The sequence below is a fragment of the Pseudomonas sp. P1_A1 genome, assembly GCF_056406935.1.
This window is the reverse complement of sequence record NZ_JBFTZE010000001.1, coordinates 314,384-331,777: the sequence shown is the minus strand read 5'-3', so window position 1 is coordinate 331,777 and position 17,394 is coordinate 314,384. Positions and strand designations below refer to the sequence as shown.

General features: G+C 60.3%; 18 protein-coding genes. 8 read left to right on the top strand and 10 right to left on the bottom strand.

Annotated features, from left to right (window positions below; translation table 11 throughout):
• Positions 1-205: 205 nt before the first annotated feature.
• Positions 206-568: an ATP-dependent Clp protease adapter ClpS gene (gene clpS / locus AC1D2Q_RS01575; protein ID WP_015094394.1), complete on the top strand. Its 363-nt coding sequence runs from the start codon at positions 206-208 to the stop codon at positions 566-568.
• Between the two features lie 30 nt (positions 569-598).
• Positions 599-2,869, top strand: coding sequence for an ATP-dependent Clp protease ATP-binding subunit ClpA (gene clpA / locus AC1D2Q_RS01570; RefSeq protein ID WP_305480610.1), 2,271 nt, complete (start codon positions 599-601; stop codon positions 2,867-2,869).
• A 195-nt stretch (positions 2,870-3,064) separates the two neighbouring features.
• Here the strand turns inward: clpA and infA are convergent, their stop codons facing one another.
• From infA to trxB, 4 genes are all read right to left on the bottom strand, one after another.
• Positions 3,065-3,283 (bottom strand): translation initiation factor IF-1, encoded by a 219-nt coding sequence (gene infA / locus AC1D2Q_RS01565; protein WP_002553999.1) that lies wholly within the window; start codon positions 3,281-3,283, stop codon positions 3,065-3,067.
• A 100-nt stretch (positions 3,284-3,383) separates the two neighbouring features.
• Complete coding sequence (locus AC1D2Q_RS01560; protein WP_305409377.1) at positions 3,384-4,091, bottom strand: arginyltransferase; 708 nt, start codon at positions 4,089-4,091, stop codon at positions 3,384-3,386.
• 87 nt (positions 4,092-4,178) lie between these two features.
• Positions 4,179-4,859, bottom strand: a complete 681-nt coding sequence (aat, locus tag AC1D2Q_RS01555; RefSeq protein ID WP_477812022.1) for a leucyl/phenylalanyl-tRNA--protein transferase — start codon at positions 4,857-4,859, stop codon at positions 4,179-4,181.
• Positions 4,860-4,927: 68 nt separating this feature from the next.
• Complete coding sequence (trxB, locus tag AC1D2Q_RS01550; RefSeq protein ID WP_477812021.1) at positions 4,928-5,887, bottom strand: thioredoxin-disulfide reductase; 960 nt, start codon at positions 5,885-5,887, stop codon at positions 4,928-4,930.
• Between the two features lie 306 nt (positions 5,888-6,193).
• On the opposite strand from trxB, the gene AC1D2Q_RS01545 reads away from it, so the two are divergent.
• The 6 genes from AC1D2Q_RS01545 (at position 6,194) to cysG (ending at position 13,764) form a co-directional block, all read left to right on the top strand.
• Entirely contained in the window at positions 6,194-8,599 is a 2,406-nt protein-coding gene (locus tag AC1D2Q_RS01545) for a DNA translocase FtsK (protein WP_477812020.1), read from the top strand.
• Positions 8,600-8,667: 68 nt separating this feature from the next.
• Positions 8,668-9,291 (top strand): outer membrane lipoprotein periplasmic chaperone LolA, encoded by a 624-nt coding sequence (lolA, locus tag AC1D2Q_RS01540; RefSeq protein WP_018925528.1) that lies wholly within the window; start codon positions 8,668-8,670, stop codon positions 9,289-9,291.
• An 85-nt stretch (positions 9,292-9,376) separates the two neighbouring features.
• Complete coding sequence (locus AC1D2Q_RS01535; protein WP_477812019.1) at positions 9,377-10,699, top strand: replication-associated recombination protein A; 1,323 nt, start codon at positions 9,377-9,379, stop codon at positions 10,697-10,699.
• Positions 10,699-11,073, top strand: a complete 375-nt coding sequence (gene crcB, locus AC1D2Q_RS01530) for a fluoride efflux transporter CrcB (protein WP_007941127.1) — start codon at positions 10,699-10,701, stop codon at positions 11,071-11,073. The genes AC1D2Q_RS01535 and crcB overlap by 1 nt, the downstream gene beginning before the upstream one ends.
• 15 nt (positions 11,074-11,088) lie before the next feature.
• A complete protein-coding gene (gene serS / locus AC1D2Q_RS01525) occupies positions 11,089-12,369 on the top strand; it encodes a serine--tRNA ligase (RefSeq protein ID WP_258669397.1) in 1,281 nt (426 codons plus the stop codon).
• Positions 12,370-13,764, top strand: a complete 1,395-nt coding sequence (cysG, locus tag AC1D2Q_RS01520; RefSeq protein WP_477812018.1) for a siroheme synthase CysG — start codon at positions 12,370-12,372, stop codon at positions 13,762-13,764.
• Between the two features lie 144 nt (positions 13,765-13,908).
• Here the strand turns inward: cysG and AC1D2Q_RS01515 are convergent, their stop codons facing one another.
• From AC1D2Q_RS01515 to tusD, 6 genes are all read right to left on the bottom strand, one after another.
• The gene (locus AC1D2Q_RS01515) at positions 13,909-14,910 is read right to left on the bottom strand and encodes a glutathione S-transferase family protein (RefSeq protein ID WP_477812017.1); all 1,002 of its coding nucleotides are present in this window, start codon (positions 14,908-14,910) and stop codon (positions 13,909-13,911) included.
• A gap of 90 nt (positions 14,911-15,000) precedes the next feature.
• Complete coding sequence (locus AC1D2Q_RS01510) at positions 15,001-16,002, bottom strand: glycosyl transferase family protein (RefSeq protein ID WP_413695351.1); 1,002 nt, start codon at positions 16,000-16,002, stop codon at positions 15,001-15,003.
• Entirely contained in the window at positions 15,999-16,334 is a 336-nt protein-coding gene (locus AC1D2Q_RS01505) for a TusE/DsrC/DsvC family sulfur relay protein (protein ID WP_477812016.1), read from the bottom strand. The genes AC1D2Q_RS01510 and AC1D2Q_RS01505 overlap by 4 nt, the downstream gene beginning before the upstream one ends.
• Positions 16,331-16,624, bottom strand: coding sequence for a sulfurtransferase complex subunit TusB (gene tusB / locus AC1D2Q_RS01500; protein WP_477812015.1), 294 nt, complete (start codon positions 16,622-16,624; stop codon positions 16,331-16,333). Before tusB ends, AC1D2Q_RS01505 begins: the two co-directional genes overlap by 4 nt.
• Positions 16,624-16,986, bottom strand: a complete 363-nt coding sequence (gene tusC, locus AC1D2Q_RS01495; protein ID WP_253421614.1) for a sulfurtransferase complex subunit TusC — start codon at positions 16,984-16,986, stop codon at positions 16,624-16,626. Before tusC ends, tusB begins: the two co-directional genes overlap by 1 nt.
• A gap of 1 nt (position 16,987) precedes the next feature.
• The gene (gene tusD / locus AC1D2Q_RS01490; RefSeq protein ID WP_477812014.1) at positions 16,988-17,380 is read right to left on the bottom strand and encodes a sulfurtransferase complex subunit TusD; all 393 of its coding nucleotides are present in this window, start codon (positions 17,378-17,380) and stop codon (positions 16,988-16,990) included.
• Positions 17,381-17,394: the final 14 nt, after the last annotated feature.

Genomic DNA, 17,394 nt, shown 5'->3' with positions numbered 1-17,394 from the left:
AGACTCCATCACTGGAGTATCATCCAGTTCATCCGCAGTCTAATCTTGTAAATAGATTGACTCCGCGGACCTTTTTTACCCACTGTGGGCTCTATTGGTTGTAACACCGTTTTCCCGATAGTCAAGGTGACCGGGTAGTCGGAGTTGAAATCGTCGATGGGCGCCCCCACCACTGTATTTGCACAACTGACGAACCTTTCTTTCCATGCATGCAATCAGCCAGATTCGACTAACATTCAATCAGGATCGCCCTGATTTACACGACGACGATTCCGCAGGCATTGCTGTTCAGGAGGCTAAGCCTGCTTTACAGGCGCCGCCTATGTACAAGGTGGTTTTGTTCAACGATGACTACACACCGATGGATTTCGTCGTCGAAGTGCTCGAGGTGTTTTTTAACCTGAATCGCGAGCTGGCGACCAAGGTCATGCTGGCCGTTCATACAGAAGGGCGGGCAGTATGTGGAGTGTTTACCCGCGACATCGCGGAGACCAAGGCCATGCAGGTCAACCAGTACGCCAGGGAAAGCCAGCATCCGCTACTCTGTGAAATCGAGAAGGACGGTTAATCGCCGACCACTTGGGTATGAGGTGAAGCTATGTTAAACCGCGAGCTCGAAGTCACCCTCAATCTAGCCTTCAAGGAGGCTCGTTCGAAGCGTCATGAATTCATGACCGTCGAACACCTGCTGCTGGCCCTATTGGATAATGAGGCTGCCGCTACCGTTTTGCGTGCCTGCGGCGCAAACCTCGACAAACTCAAGCATGACCTGCAGGAGTTCATCGACTCCACCACGCCATTGATCCCCTTGCATGACGAGGATCGTGAAACCCAGCCAACCCTGGGCTTCCAGCGTGTACTGCAACGTGCTGTCTTTCACGTACAGAGCTCGGGCAAACGCGAAGTGACTGGCGCCAACGTGCTGGTCGCGATCTTCAGTGAGCAAGAGAGTCAGGCAGTGTTTCTGCTGAAACAGCAGAGCGTTGCGCGTATCGATGTCGTCAACTACATCGCCCACGGCATCTCCAAAGTGCCAGGGCATGGCGATCACTCTGAAGGTGAACAAGATATGCAGGACGACGAGGGCGGTGAGTCTTCTTCTTCAGGCAATCCTCTGGATGCTTATGCCAGCAACCTCAACGAACTCGCGCGCCAGGGTCGTATCGATCCTTTGGTAGGCCGTGAGCTCGAAGTCGAGCGCGTCGCGCAGATCCTGGCGCGTCGTCGCAAAAACAATCCGCTGCTGGTGGGCGAGGCGGGCGTGGGTAAAACCGCGATTGCCGAAGGCCTGGCCAAACGCATTGTCGACAACCAGGTGCCGGACCTGCTGGCCAACAGCGTGGTGTATTCCCTCGACCTGGGGGCCTTGCTGGCCGGAACCAAATACCGCGGCGATTTCGAGAAGCGCTTCAAGGCGTTGCTCAATGAACTGAAAAAACGTCCGCAGGCGATCCTGTTCATCGACGAGATCCACACCATCATCGGTGCGGGCGCTGCGTCCGGTGGCGTCATGGACGCTTCGAACCTGCTCAAGCCATTGTTGTCGTCGGGCGATATCCGCTGCATCGGTTCGACCACGTTCCAGGAATTCCGCGGGATCTTCGAGAAGGACCGTGCCTTGGCCCGGCGCTTCCAGAAGGTCGATGTGTCGGAGCCTTCGGTGGAAGACACCATTGGTATCCTGCGTGGCCTGAAAGGGCGTTTCGAGCTCCATCACAATATCGAATACAGTGATGAAGCCCTGCGCGCCGCTGCCGAACTGGCCTCGCGTTACATCAATGACCGGCACATGCCGGACAAGGCTATCGACGTCATCGACGAGGCGGGCGCTTATCAGCGTCTGCAGCCGATCGAGAAGCGCGTGAAACGCATCGAAGTGCCTCAGGTCGAGGATATCGTTGCGAAAATCGCGCGAATTCCGCCAAAACACGTCACCAGCTCCGACAAAGAGCTGCTGCGTAACCTTGAGCGTGACCTGAAGCTCACGGTATTCGGCCAGGATGCGGCGATCGACTCACTGTCGACCGCGATCAAGCTGTCCCGTGCCGGCCTCAAGTCGCCTGACAAGCCCGTCGGTTCGTTCCTGTTCGCAGGCCCGACCGGCGTCGGTAAAACCGAAGCTGCGCGGCAGCTGGCCAAGGCGTTGGGGGTCGAGCTGGTTCGCTTCGACATGTCCGAGTACATGGAGCGCCACACCGTATCGCGTCTGATCGGTGCGCCTCCAGGCTATGTCGGCTTTGACCAGGGCGGTCTGCTGACCGAAGCCATCACCAAGCAGCCTCACTGCGTGTTGTTGCTCGATGAAATCGAGAAGGCGCATCCGGAAGTCTTCAACCTGCTGTTGCAGGTCATGGACCACGGTACGCTGACCGATAACAACGGGCGCAAGGCAGATTTCCGTAACGTGATCGTCATCATGACGACCAACGCCGGTGCCGAGACTGCAGCGCGTGCCTCGATCGGTTTCACCTATCAGGACCACTCGTCCGATGCGATGGAAGTGATCAAGAAGAGCTTTACGCCGGAGTTCCGCAACCGTCTGGACACCATTATCCAGTTTGGTCGCCTCAGCCATGAGGTCATCAAAAGCGTGGTGGACAAGTTCCTTACCGAGCTTCAGGCGCAGCTGGAAGACAAGCGTGTGCTGCTGGAAGTCACCGACGCTGCTCGCAGCTGGCTGGCGGCCGGTGGTTACGACGTGACCATGGGCGCTCGACCAATGGCGCGCTTGATTCAGGACAAGATCAAGCGTCCGCTGGCGGAGGAGATTCTCTTTGGCGAACTGGCCGAACATGGCGGTGTGGTGCACATCGACATCAAGGACGGCGAGCTGACCTTCGAGTTCGAGACCACGGCTGAAATGGCCTGACGTTAACCGCAACAAAGCAAAAGGCGCCGAAAGGCGCCTTTTTGCTGTCTGCCATGATCGTTCCCACGCTCCGCGTCCCTTCAAAAGCCGAACGCAGAGCGTCCGTTGAGGCATTCCCACGCAGAGCGTGGGAACGATCCGCATTGCGCACAAACAAAAACGCCCGGCATAGCCGGGCGTTTTGTATTGACTTGATTAGCGAGCGCGGTAGGTGATGCGCCCTTTGCTCAAGTCATAGGGCGTCAGCTCGACGCGCACTTTGTCGCCGGTAAGAATACGAATGTAGTTCTTGCGCATCTTGCCGGAGATATGCGCGGTTACGACGTGCCCATTTTCCAACTCCACACGAAACATGGTGTTGGGCAGGGTGTCGACGACAGTGCCTTCCATTTCGAAGCTGTCTTCTTTCGACATGCAGTAAAGCCCTCGGTGTCCAATGAATGGCCCGGTGCAACTGCGCCAGGCAAAAGCGGCGTGCATTGTGCCCGAAAAGTGGGGTTTAAGCCAAGGGGTTCTAGTTCAGGATGACCCAACGTTGATTAATCAGCAGTTCGATAGGGCGATATTGGGTCTTGTAGCTCATTTTTTTGCAGTTTTTGATCCAGTAGCCGAGATAGACCGCTTCCAGCCCCAGGCGCCCGGCTTCGGCAATCTGCCAGAGAATCGCGTAACGCCCCAGGCTGCGACGCTCCTCGCCAGGCTCGTAGAAGGTGTACACCGCTGACAGGCCATTGGGCAGCAAGTCGGTGACGGCCACCGCCACCAGTCGGCCTTCGAGACGAAATTCGTAGAAGCGGGAGAACGGCAGGTCACGCACCAGGAAGGTCGAGAACTGGTCGCGACTCGGCGGATACATATCGCCGTCGGCGTGGCGCTGTTCGATGTAGCGCTGATAGAGGTCGAAATACTCCTCGCTGAACTTTGGTCGGGCCGGGCGTACCTGCAAGTCGGCATTGCGTTTGAGAATGCGTTTCTGCTGACGGTTGGGGGTAAATTGCGCCACAGGAATGCGCGCCGGTACGCACGCATTGCAATTCTGGCAATGGGGCCGGTAGAGATGATCGCCACTGCGACGAAAGCCCATTTCCGACAGATCTGCGTAGACATGCACATCCATGGGCTGACTGGGGTCGAGGAACAGCGTAGTGGCCTGCTCCTCGGGCAGATAACTGCAAGAGTGGGGCTGAGTGGCATAGAACTTCAAACGCGCCAACTCGGTCATGATCAACCCTCGGGATAAACTTTTGATAAGGGGACGTTCTCAATTCGTCTCCCCGCATTAAGTGTAAGCCACACGGGCCAATGTCGCTCAGCAAACCCAGGTGGCACGACTGGGTTGATCCAGGTGCCGGGCAAGGTAGCCGGCAAACTCGGTGCGGGGAATCGCTCGGGCGCCCAGGCTGTGCAGATGATCGGTAGGCATCTGGCAATCGATCAGCACAAAACCTGAGTCTTTCAGATGTCGCACCAGCGTGGCAAAGCCATATTTGGAGGCGTTGTCGGCACGGCTGAACATCGACTCACCGAAAAACAGCTGTCCCATGGCCAGGCCGTAGAGCCCGCCGACCAGCACGCCATCGTCCCAGACCTCCACCGAATGGGCGTAGCCGCGCCTGTGCAGTTCGACGTAGGCGTCCTGCATCGCTTGGGTGATCCAGGTGCCATCGGCGTACTCGCGCGGCGCGGCGCAGTTGCTGATGACTGCGGCAAAATCCCGATCGAAGGTCACTTGATAGCGTTGTTGGCGCAGCAGTTTATTCAGGCTGCGGGAGACATGCAGTTCGTCGGGAAACAGCACCGTGCGCGGATCCGGCGACCACCAGAGAATCGGTTGGCCTTCCGAGAACCACGGAAAGCAGCCATGGCGATACGCCTGAATCAGGCGGTCGGCGGACAAATCGCCGCCCGCGGCCAGAAGTCCGTTGGGGTCGCGCATGGCTTTTTCCAGCGGCGGAAAAGTCAGGGTATTGCGTTGTAACCAAGTCAGCATGGCATCCGGGCTTGCAGAAAGGGAGGGCGGTGGCGGGCCGATAAACCCGCCAGATAGAAGGTTAACCGTCAAACGCCGGGAATGTCATCGAGATACTTCTCGGCATCCAGCGCAGCCATGCAACCGGCTCCGGCGGAGGTCACCGCCTGGCGGTAAACGTGGTCGGCCACGTCACCGGCGGCGAACACGCCCTGGATGGCGGTGGCGGTGGCGTCGCCTTCGCTGCCGCCCTTGACCAGCAGGTAGCCGTTGCGCATCTGCAGCTGGCCCTGGAACAGGTCGGTGTTGGGTTTGTGGCCGATGGCGATGAACACGCCGGCCAGCGACAGTTCAGCGGTTTCACCGGTATGGCTGTGACGCAGGCGGGCGCCGGTCACGCCGCTGGCGTCACCGAGTATTTCGTCCAGGTTCTGGTTCCAGTGCAGGCGGATATTGCCGTTGGCGGCCTTTTCGAAGAGCTTGTCCTGCAGGATCTTCTCCGAGCGCAGTTTGTCGCGACGGTGAATCAGATGAACCTCCTTGGCGATGTTCGACAGGTACAGGGCTTCTTCGACCGCGGTGTTGCCGCCGCCGACCACCGCGACCACCTGGTTGCGATAGAAGAAACCATCGCAGGTGGCGCAGGCCGAAACCCCTTTGCCGGCAAAGGCTTCTTCCGATGGCAGCCCCAGGTATTGGGCCGAAGCGCCGGTGGCGATAATCAGCGCATCGCAGGTGTAGGTGCCGCTGTCGCCGATGAGCTCGAACGGGCGCTGTTGCAACTTGGCGGTATGGATGTGGTCGTAAACGATCTTGGTGTCGAAGCGTTCGGCGTGTTTCTGCATGCGTTCCATCAGCACCGGGCCGGTCAGGCCTTCGACGTCGCCGGGCCAGTTGTCGACTTCGACGGTGGTGGTCAGCTGGCCACCGGCCTGTATGCCGGTAATGACAACGGGTTTGAGGTTGGCGCGAGCGGCATAAACGGCTGCGCTGTAACCGGCAGGGCCGGAACCCAGAATGATCAGGCGGGAATGCTTCGCTTCACTCATAAAAACACCTCATAAGCCTTTGTCACAAAAGAGAATGCATGCTCAAATTGGACGGCGCGTATTGTGCTGTTGGCTATGCTGGAGCCAAGGGCCTCAAGCATGGCATTGGGCGAACAAACCCGTACAATGCCCGCTTGTAACAGTGTTTGTATCAAAAAAGCGCTGCGTGCCGTATTTCGAAAACCCGGGGCACAGTGTTAAAAGTAGTCCCGGTTGGGGCTGTTAACTTTTTTACCTGCCTGGATTGGGCAGTTTTTATAGTCATTCAACAGATGGACGCGCCAAAGGCGCAGGAAAAGAAGCGTTTTGAAGAAATCCACCGCAGCACCTAAAACAGTCGTTCCGCTCTGGCGCCAGCAATTGCACTACCGGCTCAAGGAAGGTGCATTGATCGCCATCGGTGCCTTGTGCCTGTTCCTGATGATGGCCTTGTTGACCTATGGCAAGGACGATCCGGGCTGGAGCCATAACAGCAAGATCGACGATGTACAGAACTTCGGCGGGCCTGCCGGCTCTTATAGCGCCGACATCCTGTTCATGGTCCTGGGTTACTTCGCCTACATTTTCCCGCTATTGCTGGCGATCAAGGCCTATCAGATCTTCCGCCAGCGCCATGAGCCATGGCAGTGGAGCGGCTGGCTGTTTTCCTGGCGCCTGATCGGCCTGGTGTTTCTGGTGCTGTCGGGCGCGGCGCTGGCCCATATCCATTTCCATGCGGCGACCGGCCTGCCGGCCGGCGCGGGCGGCGCTTTGGGTGAAAGCCTCGGCGATCTGGCGAAGAATGCGCTGAACATTCAGGGCAGCACGCTGCTGTTCATTGCCCTGTTCCTGTTCGGCCTGACGGTATTCACCGACCTGTCGTGGTTCAAGGTGATGGACGTCACCGGCAAGATCACCCTCGATTTGTTCGAATTGTTTCAGGGCGCGGCCAATCGCTGGTGGGCAGCCCGTACCGAACGCAAGCAACTGGTCGCCCAGCTACGTGAAGTCGACGATCGCGTGCATGACGTGGTTGCGCCGACGGTCACCGACAAACGTGAGCAGGCCAAGGTCAAGGAACGCCTGATCGAGCGCGAGCAGGCCCTGAGCAAGCACATGTTCGAGCGCGAAAAGCAGGTGCCGCCGGTGATTGCTCCCGCGCCGCCCAAACCGGCCGCTCCGAGCAAGCGCGTGGAAAAAGAGAAACAGGCGCCGTTGTTCGTCGACAGTGCCGTGGAAGGCACCTTGCCGCCGATTTCGATTCTCGACCCGGCGGAAAAGAAACAACTCAATTATTCGCCTGAATCCCTGGCGGCCGTCGGCCACTTGCTGGAGATCAAGCTCAAGGAATTTGGCGTCGAAGTCTCGGTGGATTCGATCCACCCGGGCCCGGTCATTACCCGTTACGAAATCCAGCCTGCCGCCGGGGTGAAAGTCAGCCGCATTGCCAACCTGGCGAAAGACCTGGCCCGTTCCCTGGCCGTGACCAGTGTGCGCGTGGTGGAAGTGATTCCGGGCAAGACCACGGTCGGTATCGAGATCCCTAACGAAGACCGGCAGATCGTGCGGTTCTCCGAAGTCTTGTCGACCCCCGAGTACGATAACTTCAAGTCCCCGGTCACCCTGGCCCTGGGTCATGACATCGGCGGCAAGCCGGTCATCACTGATCTGGCGAAAATGCCCCACTTGCTGGTGGCCGGTACGACCGGTTCCGGTAAGTCGGTGGGTGTGAACGCGATGATCCTGTCGATTCTGTTCAAGTCGGGCCCTGAAGACGCCAAGCTGATCATGATCGACCCGAAAATGCTTGAGCTGTCGATCTACGAAGGCATCCCGCACCTGCTGTGCCCGGTGGTCACCGACATGAAGGACGCCGCCAACGCCTTGCGCTGGAGCGTCGCCGAAATGGAACGGCGCTACAAACTGATGGCGAAGATGGGCGTGCGTAACCTGTCGGGCTTCAACGCCAAGGTCAAGGAAGCCCAGGACGCTGGCGAGCCGTTGAGCGATCCGCTGTACAAGCGCGAAAGCATCCACGACGAGGCACCTCTGCTGCAGAAGCTGCCGACCATCGTCGTGGTGGTCGACGAATTCGCCGACATGATGATGATCGTCGGCAAGAAGGTTGAAGAGCTGATCGCGCGTATCGCGCAGAAGGCGCGTGCGGCGGGTATCCACTTGATCCTCGCGACCCAGCGTCCGTCGGTGGATGTGATCACCGGTCTGATCAAGGCGAACATCCCGACCCGTATGGCGTTCCAGGTATCGAGCAAGATCGATTCGCGGACCATCATCGACCAGGGCGGCGCCGAACAACTTCTGGGCCACGGTGATATGTTGTACATGCCGCCGGGCACCAGCCTGCCGATTCGTGTTCACGGCGCATTCGTGTCCGATGACGAGGTGCACCGGGTGGTTGAAGCCTGGAAACTGCGCGGCGCGCCGGAATACAACGATGACATCCTCGCCGGTGTCGAAGAGGCTGGTAGCGGCTTTGAAAACGGCGGCGGTGGCGGTGAAGATGATGCCGAAACCGACGCGCTCTACGACGAAGCGGTGCAGTTCGTCCTGGAAAGCCGTCGCGCGTCCATCTCCGCGGTTCAGCGCAAGCTGAAAATCGGCTACAACCGCGCGGCGCGCATGATCGAAGCCATGGAAATGGCCGGAGTCGTGACGTCCATGAACACCAACGGTTCGCGTGAAGTCCTGGCCCCTGGCCCGGTGCGCGACTGATCCGGTATTGAAAGGGGCGGCGTCTTGAGGCGCCGCCCGCACTCCCACGAATGTTTATGAGGACTCCCATGCGTCTTATCCGCATGCTGTTGCTGCCGGTACTGGCTCTGACCACGCTCTCGGCCCACGCCGACGACAAGGACGTGGCGCGTCTGACTCAACTGCTGGAAAAATCCCAGACCCTGACCGCGCGTTTCTCCCAGCTGACCCTCGATGGCAGCGGTACCCAGTTACAAGAAACTGCGGGTGAAATGTCCTTGCAGCGCCCAGGCCTGTTCTACTGGCACACCAACGCGCCGGCCGAGCAAACCATGGTCTCGGACGGTAAGAAAGTGACCCTCTGGGACCCGGATCTGGAACAGGCCACCATCAAGACCCTCGATCAGCGTCTGACCCAGACCCCGGCGTTGCTGCTGTCCGGTGACGTGTCCAAGATCAGCCAGAGCTTCGACATCAGCGCCAAGGAAGCCGGCGGCGTGATCGACTTCACCCTGAAGCCGAAAACCAAGGACACCCTGTTCGACAGCCTGCGCCTGTCGTTCCGCAATGGTCTGGTCAATGATATGCAGATGATCGACAGCGTCGGCCAGCGCACCAATATCCTGTTCACCGGTGTGAAGGCCAACGAGCCGATCCCGGCCTCCAAGTTCAAGTTCGACATCCCTAAAGGTGCGGACGTGATCCAGGAGTAAGACGCAGGACCTGTGGGAGCGGGCTTGTGGTGTTTAGTGCTTTGACTGATCGGCATCAGGACCCAGTGAGGTTTCATAAGTAGTGATGGACCTGTTTCGCAGCGCCCCGATTGCTCAGCCCCTGGCCGCTCGTTTGCGTGCGGCCAATCTGGACGAGTACGTCGGTCAGGAACACGTGCTCGCTCGCGGCAAGCCTTTGCGCGAAGCCCTGGAGCAGGGTGCCCTGCACTCGATGATTTTCTGGGGGCCGCCGGGCGTGGGGAAAACCACTCTGGCGCGGCTGCTGGCGGAAGTCTCGGATGCGCACTTCGAAACGGTTTCGGCGGTGCTGGCCGGGGTCAAGGAGATTCGTCAGGCGGTGGAAATCGCCAAGCAGCAGGCCGGGCAGTACGGTAAACGCACCATCCTGTTCGTCGACGAAGTGCATCGCTTCAACAAATCCCAACAGGATGCGTTCCTGCCGTACGTTGAAGACGGCACGCTGATTTTCATCGGTGCCACCACGGAAAACCCCTCGTTCGAACTCAATAACGCGCTGCTGTCCCGGGCGCGCGTCTATGTGCTCAAAAGCCTCGACGAAGCCGCCCTGCGCAAACTGGTGCATCGCGCGCTGACCGAAGAGCGCGGGTTGGGCAAGCGGCAACTGACCCTCAGCGACGAGGGCTTCCAGATGCTGCTGTCCGCCGCCGATGGCGATGGCCGGCGTCTGCTCAACCTGCTGGAAAATGCCTCGGACCTGGCCGAAGACCACAGCGAAATCGGCGTCGACCTGCTGCAAAGCCTGCTCGGCGACACCCGTCGGCGCTTCGACAAGGGCGGCGAAGCCTTCTACGACCAGATATCGGCACTGCATAAGTCGGTACGCGGTTCCAACCCCGACGGCGCGTTGTACTGGTTCGCGCGAATGATCGACGGCGGTTGCGACCCCCTGTACCTGGCCCGACGCGTAGTGCGCATGGCCAGCGAAGACATCGGCAACGCCGACCCCCGCGCCCTGAGCCTGTGCCTGGCGGCGTGGGAAGTGCAGGAGCGCCTCGGCAGCCCTGAAGGCGAATTGGCGGTGGCCCAGGCCATTACCTATCTGGCCTGCGCGCCGAAAAGCAACGCGGTGTACATGGGCTTCAAGGCCGCGATGCGCAGCGCCACCGAGCACGGTTCGCTGGAAGTGCCGCTGCACCTGCGCAATGCGCCGACCAAGTTGATGAAGCAATTGGGCTACGGCGATGAATATCGTTACGCCCACGATGAACCGGATGCCTACGCCGCTGGCGAAGATTACTTCCCGGACGAGTTGGAGCCACAACGGTTCTATCAACCCGTGCCCCGCGGCCTGGAGCTGAAGATCGGCGAAAAGCTCAACCACCTCGCGCAGCTTGACCGTCTAAGCCCCCGACAGCGGAGAAAATAGTGATTCCCTTGATTGTTGCGGTTTCTGTCGGTGGTGTCGCCGGCACGCTGTTGCGCTTCGCCACCGGTAACTGGATCAACGCGAATTGGCCGCGGCACTTCTATACCGCGACGCTGGCCGTTAATATCGTGGGCTGTTTGCTGATCGGCGTTCTATACGGCCTGTTTTTGATTCGCCCGGAGGTATCGTTTGCGGTACGCGCCGGGCTGATCGTCGGCTTCCTCGGGGGGCTGACGACTTTTTCATCCTTTTCACTGGATACGGTGCGCCTGCTGGAAACCGGGCAAGTGCCGCTGGCCCTGGGCTATGCGGCCATCAGCGTATTCGGCGGGCTGCTCGCCACCTGGGCTGGCCTGTCCCTGACCAAACTTTGATAACGAGAAACCGACATGCTCGATTCCAAACTGTTACGTAGCAACCTTCAGGACGTAGCGGACCGCCTGGCATCCCGTGGCTTTGCCCTGGATGTTGCGCGCATCGAAGCGCTGGAAGAACAGCGCAAGACCGTCCAGACCCGCACCGAAGCTCTGCAGGCTGAACGTAACGCGCGCTCCAAATCCATCGGCCAGGCCAAGCAGCGCGGCGAAGACATCGCGCCGCTGATGGCGGATGTCGAGCGCATGGCGGGCGAGTTGAGCGCCGGTAAAGTCGAGCTGGACGCGATCCAGACCGAGCTGGATTCGATCCTGCTGGGCATCCCGAACCTGCCGCACGAATCGGTGCCGGTCGGCGATGACGAAGAAGGCAACGTTGAAGTGCGCCGTTGGGGCACGCCAAAGACTTTCGACTTCCCGGTTCAGGATCACGTGGCCCTGGGTGAGAAGTTCGGCTGGCTGGACTTCGAAACCGCCGCCAAGCTGTCCGGCGCCCGTTTCGCCCTGCTGCGCGGCCCGATTGCTCGCCTGCACCGTGCGCTGGCGCAGTTCATGATCAACCTGCACATCAATGAACACGGTTACGAAGAGGCCTACACGCCTTATCTGGTACAAGCGCCGGCCCTGCAGGGCACCGGTCAGTTGCCGAAATTCGAAGAAGACCTGTTCAAGATCAGCCGCGACGGCGAAGCCGATCTGTACCTGATCCCGACCGCTGAAGTGTCGCTGACCAACATCGTGGCCGGCGAAATCGTCGACTCGAAATTGCTGCCGATCAAGTTCGTGGCGCACACGCCGTGCTTCCGCAGCGAGGCTGGTGCTTCGGGGCGCGACACTCGCGGGATGATCCGTCAGCACCAGTTCGACAAGGTCGAGATGGTCCAGATCGTTGAGCCGTCGACCTCGATGCAAGCGCTGGAAAACCTGACCGCCAACGCCGAGAAAGTCCTGCAACTGCTGGAACTGCCATACCGCACCCTGGCGCTGTGCACCGGCGACATGGGCTTCAGCGCGGTCAAGACCTACGACCTGGAAGTGTGGATTCCGAGCCAGGACAAGTACCGCGAGATTTCGTCGTGCTCCAACTGTGGCGACTTCCAGGCGCGCCGTATGCAAGCGCGTTTCCGCAACCCGGAAACCGGCAAGCCTGAGCTGGTGCACACCCTGAACGGTTCCGGCCTGGCGGTCGGTCGTACCCTGGTGGCGGTACTCGAGAACTATCAGCAGGCCGACGGTTCGATCCGTGTGCCTGAAGTGCTCAAGCCGTACATGGGTGGCCTTGAGGTCATCGGCTAAATGGACTATCTGCCGCTGTTCCATAACCTTCGCGGCAGTCGTGTGTTGCTCGTCGGCGGGGGGGAGATTGCCTTGCGCAAATCCCGCCTGCTGGCCGAAGCTGGTGCGCTGCTGCGGGTGGTCGCACCTGAAATCGAACCGCAGTTGCGTGAGCTGGTAGCCGGCAGCGGTGGCGAGTGCCTGTTGCGTGGCTACGTCGAGGCTGATCTGGATGGTTGCGGGCTGATCATCGCCGCCACCGACGATGAACCGCTGAACGCGCAAGTCTCCGCCGATGCCCATCGGCGTTGCGTGCCGGTCAACGTGGTGGACGCGCCGGCCCTGTGCAGCGTGATCTTCCCGGCGATCGTCGACCGTTCGCCGCTGATCATTGCCGTGTCCAGTGGCGGCGATGCGCCGGTGCTGGCGCGGTTGATTCGCGCCAAGCTGGAAACCTGGATTCCTTCCACCTACGGTCAACTGGCCGGTCTGGCGGCGCGTTTCCGCAATCAGGTCAAAGGCCTGTTTCCGGACGTGCAGCAGCGTCGGGCGTTCTGGGAGGATGTGTTCCAAGGGCCGATTGCCGACCGGCAACTGGCTGGGCAGGGCGCCGAGGCCGAGCGCTTGATGCTGGCCAAAATCAATGGCGAGGCGCCTGTCGCCACCGGCGAAGTTTATCTGGTGGGCGCCGGGCCGGGTGATCCCGACCTGTTGACCTTCCGCGCCTTGCGCCTGATGCAGCAAGCCGACGTGGTGCTGTATGACCGTCTGGTGGCGCCGGCGATTCTGGATTTGTGCCGTCGCGATGCCGAGCGGGTCTACGTCGGCAAGCGCCGCGCCGATCACGCCGTGCCTCAGGAACAGATTAACCAGCATCTGGTAGATCTGGCCAAGGCCGGCAAGCGCGTGGTGCGCTTGAAGGGCGGCGATCCGTTCATTTTCGGGCGTGGTGGCGAAGAGATCGAAGAACTGGCGGCCCATGGCATCCCGTTCCAGGTCGTACCGGGCATTACCGCCGCCAGCGGCTGCGCGGCGTATGCCGGGATTCCGCTGACTCACCGCGATTACGCGCAGTCAGTGCGGTTTGTCACCGGGCACCTGAAGGACGGTTCCACCGATTTGCCGTGGGCCGACCTGGTCGCGCCGGCGCAAACCCTGGTGTTTTACATGGGGCTGGTGGGCTTGCCGATCATCTGCGAGCAGTTGATCAAGCACGGTCGCGCGGCCGATACCCCGGCGGCGTTGATCCAGCAGGGCACCACGGTCAATCAGCGGGTATTTACCGGCACTCTGGCCGACCTGCCACGGCTGGTGGCGGAGCATGAAGTGCATGCGCCGACACTGGTGATCGTCGGGGAAGTGGTGCAACTGCGCGAGAAACTGGCGTGGTTCGAAGGGGCTCAGGCGCAGGTCTGACCTGTGGCGAGGGGGCTTGCCCCCGTTGTGATCGTTCCCACGCTCCGCGTGGGAATGCCGCCAGGGACGCTCCGCGTTCCGTTTCGGATGTGACGCAGAGCGTCACGGGATGCATTCCCACGCGGAGCGTGGGAACAATCAACCTCAGGCCTTGCGCCAAACCCCTTTCCCGCTCAACCGCCCCCGATCATGCGCCACAGTGAAATCCTGCGCCGGCCCTTTAGGCACGATCCCGGTCGGATTGATGGTCTTGTGGCTGCCATAGTAGTGGTTCTTGATGTGGGTGAAATCCACCGTCTCGGCAATCCCGGGCCACTGATAAATCTCCCGTAGCCAGTTCGACAGGTTCGGATAATCGGCAATCCGCCGCAGATTGCATTTGAAGTGGCCGTGATACACCGCATCAAAACGAATCAGGGTGGTGAACAACCGGATATCCGCTTCAGTCAGGTATTCACCCGTCAGGTAACGATTCGCGCCCAGTAGCTGTTCCAGCTGATCCAGCTCCGCAAACAACTCATCGAACGCTTCTTCGTAAGCCTGCTGCGAGGTGGCAAACCCGGCGCGATAGACGCCATTGTTCACCGCCGGATAAATCCGCTCGTTCAGGGCGTCGATTTCGTTGCGCAGCGGTGCCGGGTAGAAATCCAGGTCATTGCCGGTCAAGTCATCGAACGCGCTGTTGAACATGCGGATGATCTCCGCCGATTCATTGTTGACGATGCGGTTGGTCTGTTTGTCCCACAGCACCGGCACGGTGACGCGGCCGGTGTAGTCGGCGGTATCGGCGGTGTAGCGCTGATGCATGAAATTGAAATGATCGAGCTTGTCGCCGGTCGATCCGAGGTTTTTATCGAAGGTCCAGYCGTTTTCCAGCATCAACCAGCTGACCACCGACACGTCGATCAGGCTTTCCAGGCCTTTGAGTTTGCGCAGGATCAGCGTGCGGTGGGCCCACGGACAGGCGAGGGACACATAGAGGTGATAGCGATCGGCCTCGGCGGCAAAACCACCGACGCCACTCGGGCCTGGCTTGCCATCGGCGGTCAGCCAGTTGCGACGCTGCGCCTGTTCACGTTGGAACGCGCCATCCTTGCTGCTTTGGTACCACTGATCCTGCCAGCGACCTTCGACTAACAAACCCATGTGCCTGACTCCTCAACCTATAAGCGTTGGAGAGGAGTCTATGCGCATAGGTTCGAACAAAAAGCGCAAAGGTTGGACTGTTATGATCGATTAAATCGATCGGTCCCGGGCGTCCCAATATTGCTGGGCGGTTTCGAAGGCTTGTTCGCGGGGCTGACCGAGGCCGCGCAAGGCCAGGGCCATGGTCGAAATCAGCGCCATTTGCGGGTAGCTGTCGACCACGTCGCCACGCCACACGGCTTTCAAGTGCTCCGGGTCCAGGCTCGCCGGTTTGACATGGCGCTGACTCGACAGCTGCGGCCATTCTTCATCCCAGCTTTCGCCGCCGGTGGTGCCATACAGGTGACTGTCGGCGTCCGGGTTGATCTCAATCTCGCCGCCATCGCCCTTGACGACGATTGCCGTGTCCCCGAGCAGACCGCTGGCATCGCGATGCACCGCCTGGTAGCCGGGGTGGAAAATGCTTTGCAGGCCACAACGGGCGCCCAGCGGGTTGAGAATCCGCGCCAGGGAATGGATCGGCGAGCGCAGGCCCAAGGTGTTGCGCAGGTCGATCATCCGCTGAAGCTGGGGTGCCCAGTCCACCAATGGCATGAACGCCAGACCGCCCTGATCGAGTGCCGCGCCGACCTGCTGCCAGTTGCGGCACAACGGTATATTCAGCGTCTGGAGTAGTTGTTCGCTGTACAGCCGTCCCGCCGTGTGCGCGCCGCCGCCGTGCATGAAGATGCGCACGCCGTTCTGCGCCAGGCACTTGGCCGCCAGCAGATACCACGGCAAATGCCGCTTCTTGCCCGCGTAAGTCGGCCAGTCCAGATCGACCGCCAGTGCCGGTGGATTCAGGCGTTCACGCAAGGCTTCGGTGAACCCGGCCATTTCCTCGGCGCTCTCCTCCTTGTGCCGCAACAGCATCAGGAACGCACCGAGCTGGGTGTCCTCGACCTTGTCGTCGAGCACCATGCCCATGGCTTGGCGGGCTTCTTCGCGAGTCAAATCACGGGCGCCGCGTTTGCCTTTGCCAAGGATCCGCACGAATTGGGCGAACGGGTGCTCGGCGGGCGTTTCGAGGGTCAGCGCTGGATAGTCGGTCATAAGCAATTCGTCGGTTTGGGCAGGCCCGCCAGTTTCGCGGCGAGTTTGGCAGGGGTGCCTTTGAACAGTCGGTTCAGGTGCAGGCTGTTGCCCTTGTCGGGGCCGAGCTTCAATGCGGTGTACTTGATCAGCGGGCGGGTCGCCGGGGACAGCTGGAATTCGTCGTAGAAACTGCGCAGCAGTTCGAGGATTTCCCAATGTTCCGGGCTCAACTCAATGTCTTCGGCGGCGGCGAGGGCGGTGGCCACCTCGGTAGACCAGTCGCTCAGTTCGACCAGGAAACCGTCCTTGTCCAGTTCAATGGCGCGGGTGCCAACGGTCAGGGATTTCATAGCCAACTGTTGACCTTGTCGTAGTGAATCGACAGCTCGACGAAGGCCGGGTAATCGATAGCCTTGGCCCAGTCCGGGACTTGCAGAGCCCGGGCCTGTACATCTTCGGCCAGTACGAACAGTTTCAGTTGGCGGGCGTGCAGCGCGCTGAAAGGCGCGGTGCCTGGCTGTAAGGCATAGGCCGCGTCGCCACTCAGCAGCAGCGCATCGTTGGCGCCGATCACGCGCAGACAACTGGTCAGGCGCTCGTCGCCGAAAGGGGAATGAGACAACACATGCAAAGTCGACATCAGAGGGTGATCACCTGGTCGTAACGGTCAATAAGGGCGGTGATGTCCTGGGCGCTCAGTACCCGGGCTTCTGCAAGTGACAGGCCTTCAGTGGCCAGGCCACGGGCCGCGGCGCTTTCAGCGCAGACGAACAGGTCGTCGACACCAAACATCGGCAAGGCTTGCAGGTTGGCGCTCAGGTCTTTTTGTTGCAGGGCTTTGGCATCCTGTTTCGCGGCGAGCTGGAACACGCCGTCATCCAGAAACAGCAGCCCGATCGGCAGATCGAAGGCGCCGCCGGCCAATACAATGTCCAGTGCTTCCCGCGCATTCGGCCCGGACCACGGCGCCTGACGGCTGATAATCAGCAAGGATTTAGCCATCTCACGCGCCTCCGAAACAGATCAGGCGGTCAGCGTCCTGCACCGCGTCATGCAACTGGCCAAGGCCGGACAATTCCCACGGCGCTCTCACGGCGACCGCTTCACGCTGATAGCGCTGAGCTTCTTCCTCGTTCAGCACGCCACGACGCAGGGCGGCGGCGATGCAGACCACGCCATCGAGTTGATGCTCGCTGACAAAGTTGCGCCATTGCTTGGGCAAGTCCTGCTCATCCTGAGGCGTGACCACACTGCCGGACGCGTTGTAGACGCCATCCTGATAGAAAAACAGCCGGACAATCTCATGCCCGCCGGCCAGCGCGGCCTGGGCGAACAGCAAGGCACGGCGCGAGGAGGGCGCATGGGCGGCGGAAAACAGCGCTATGGCGAATTTCATGACGGACTCGATCA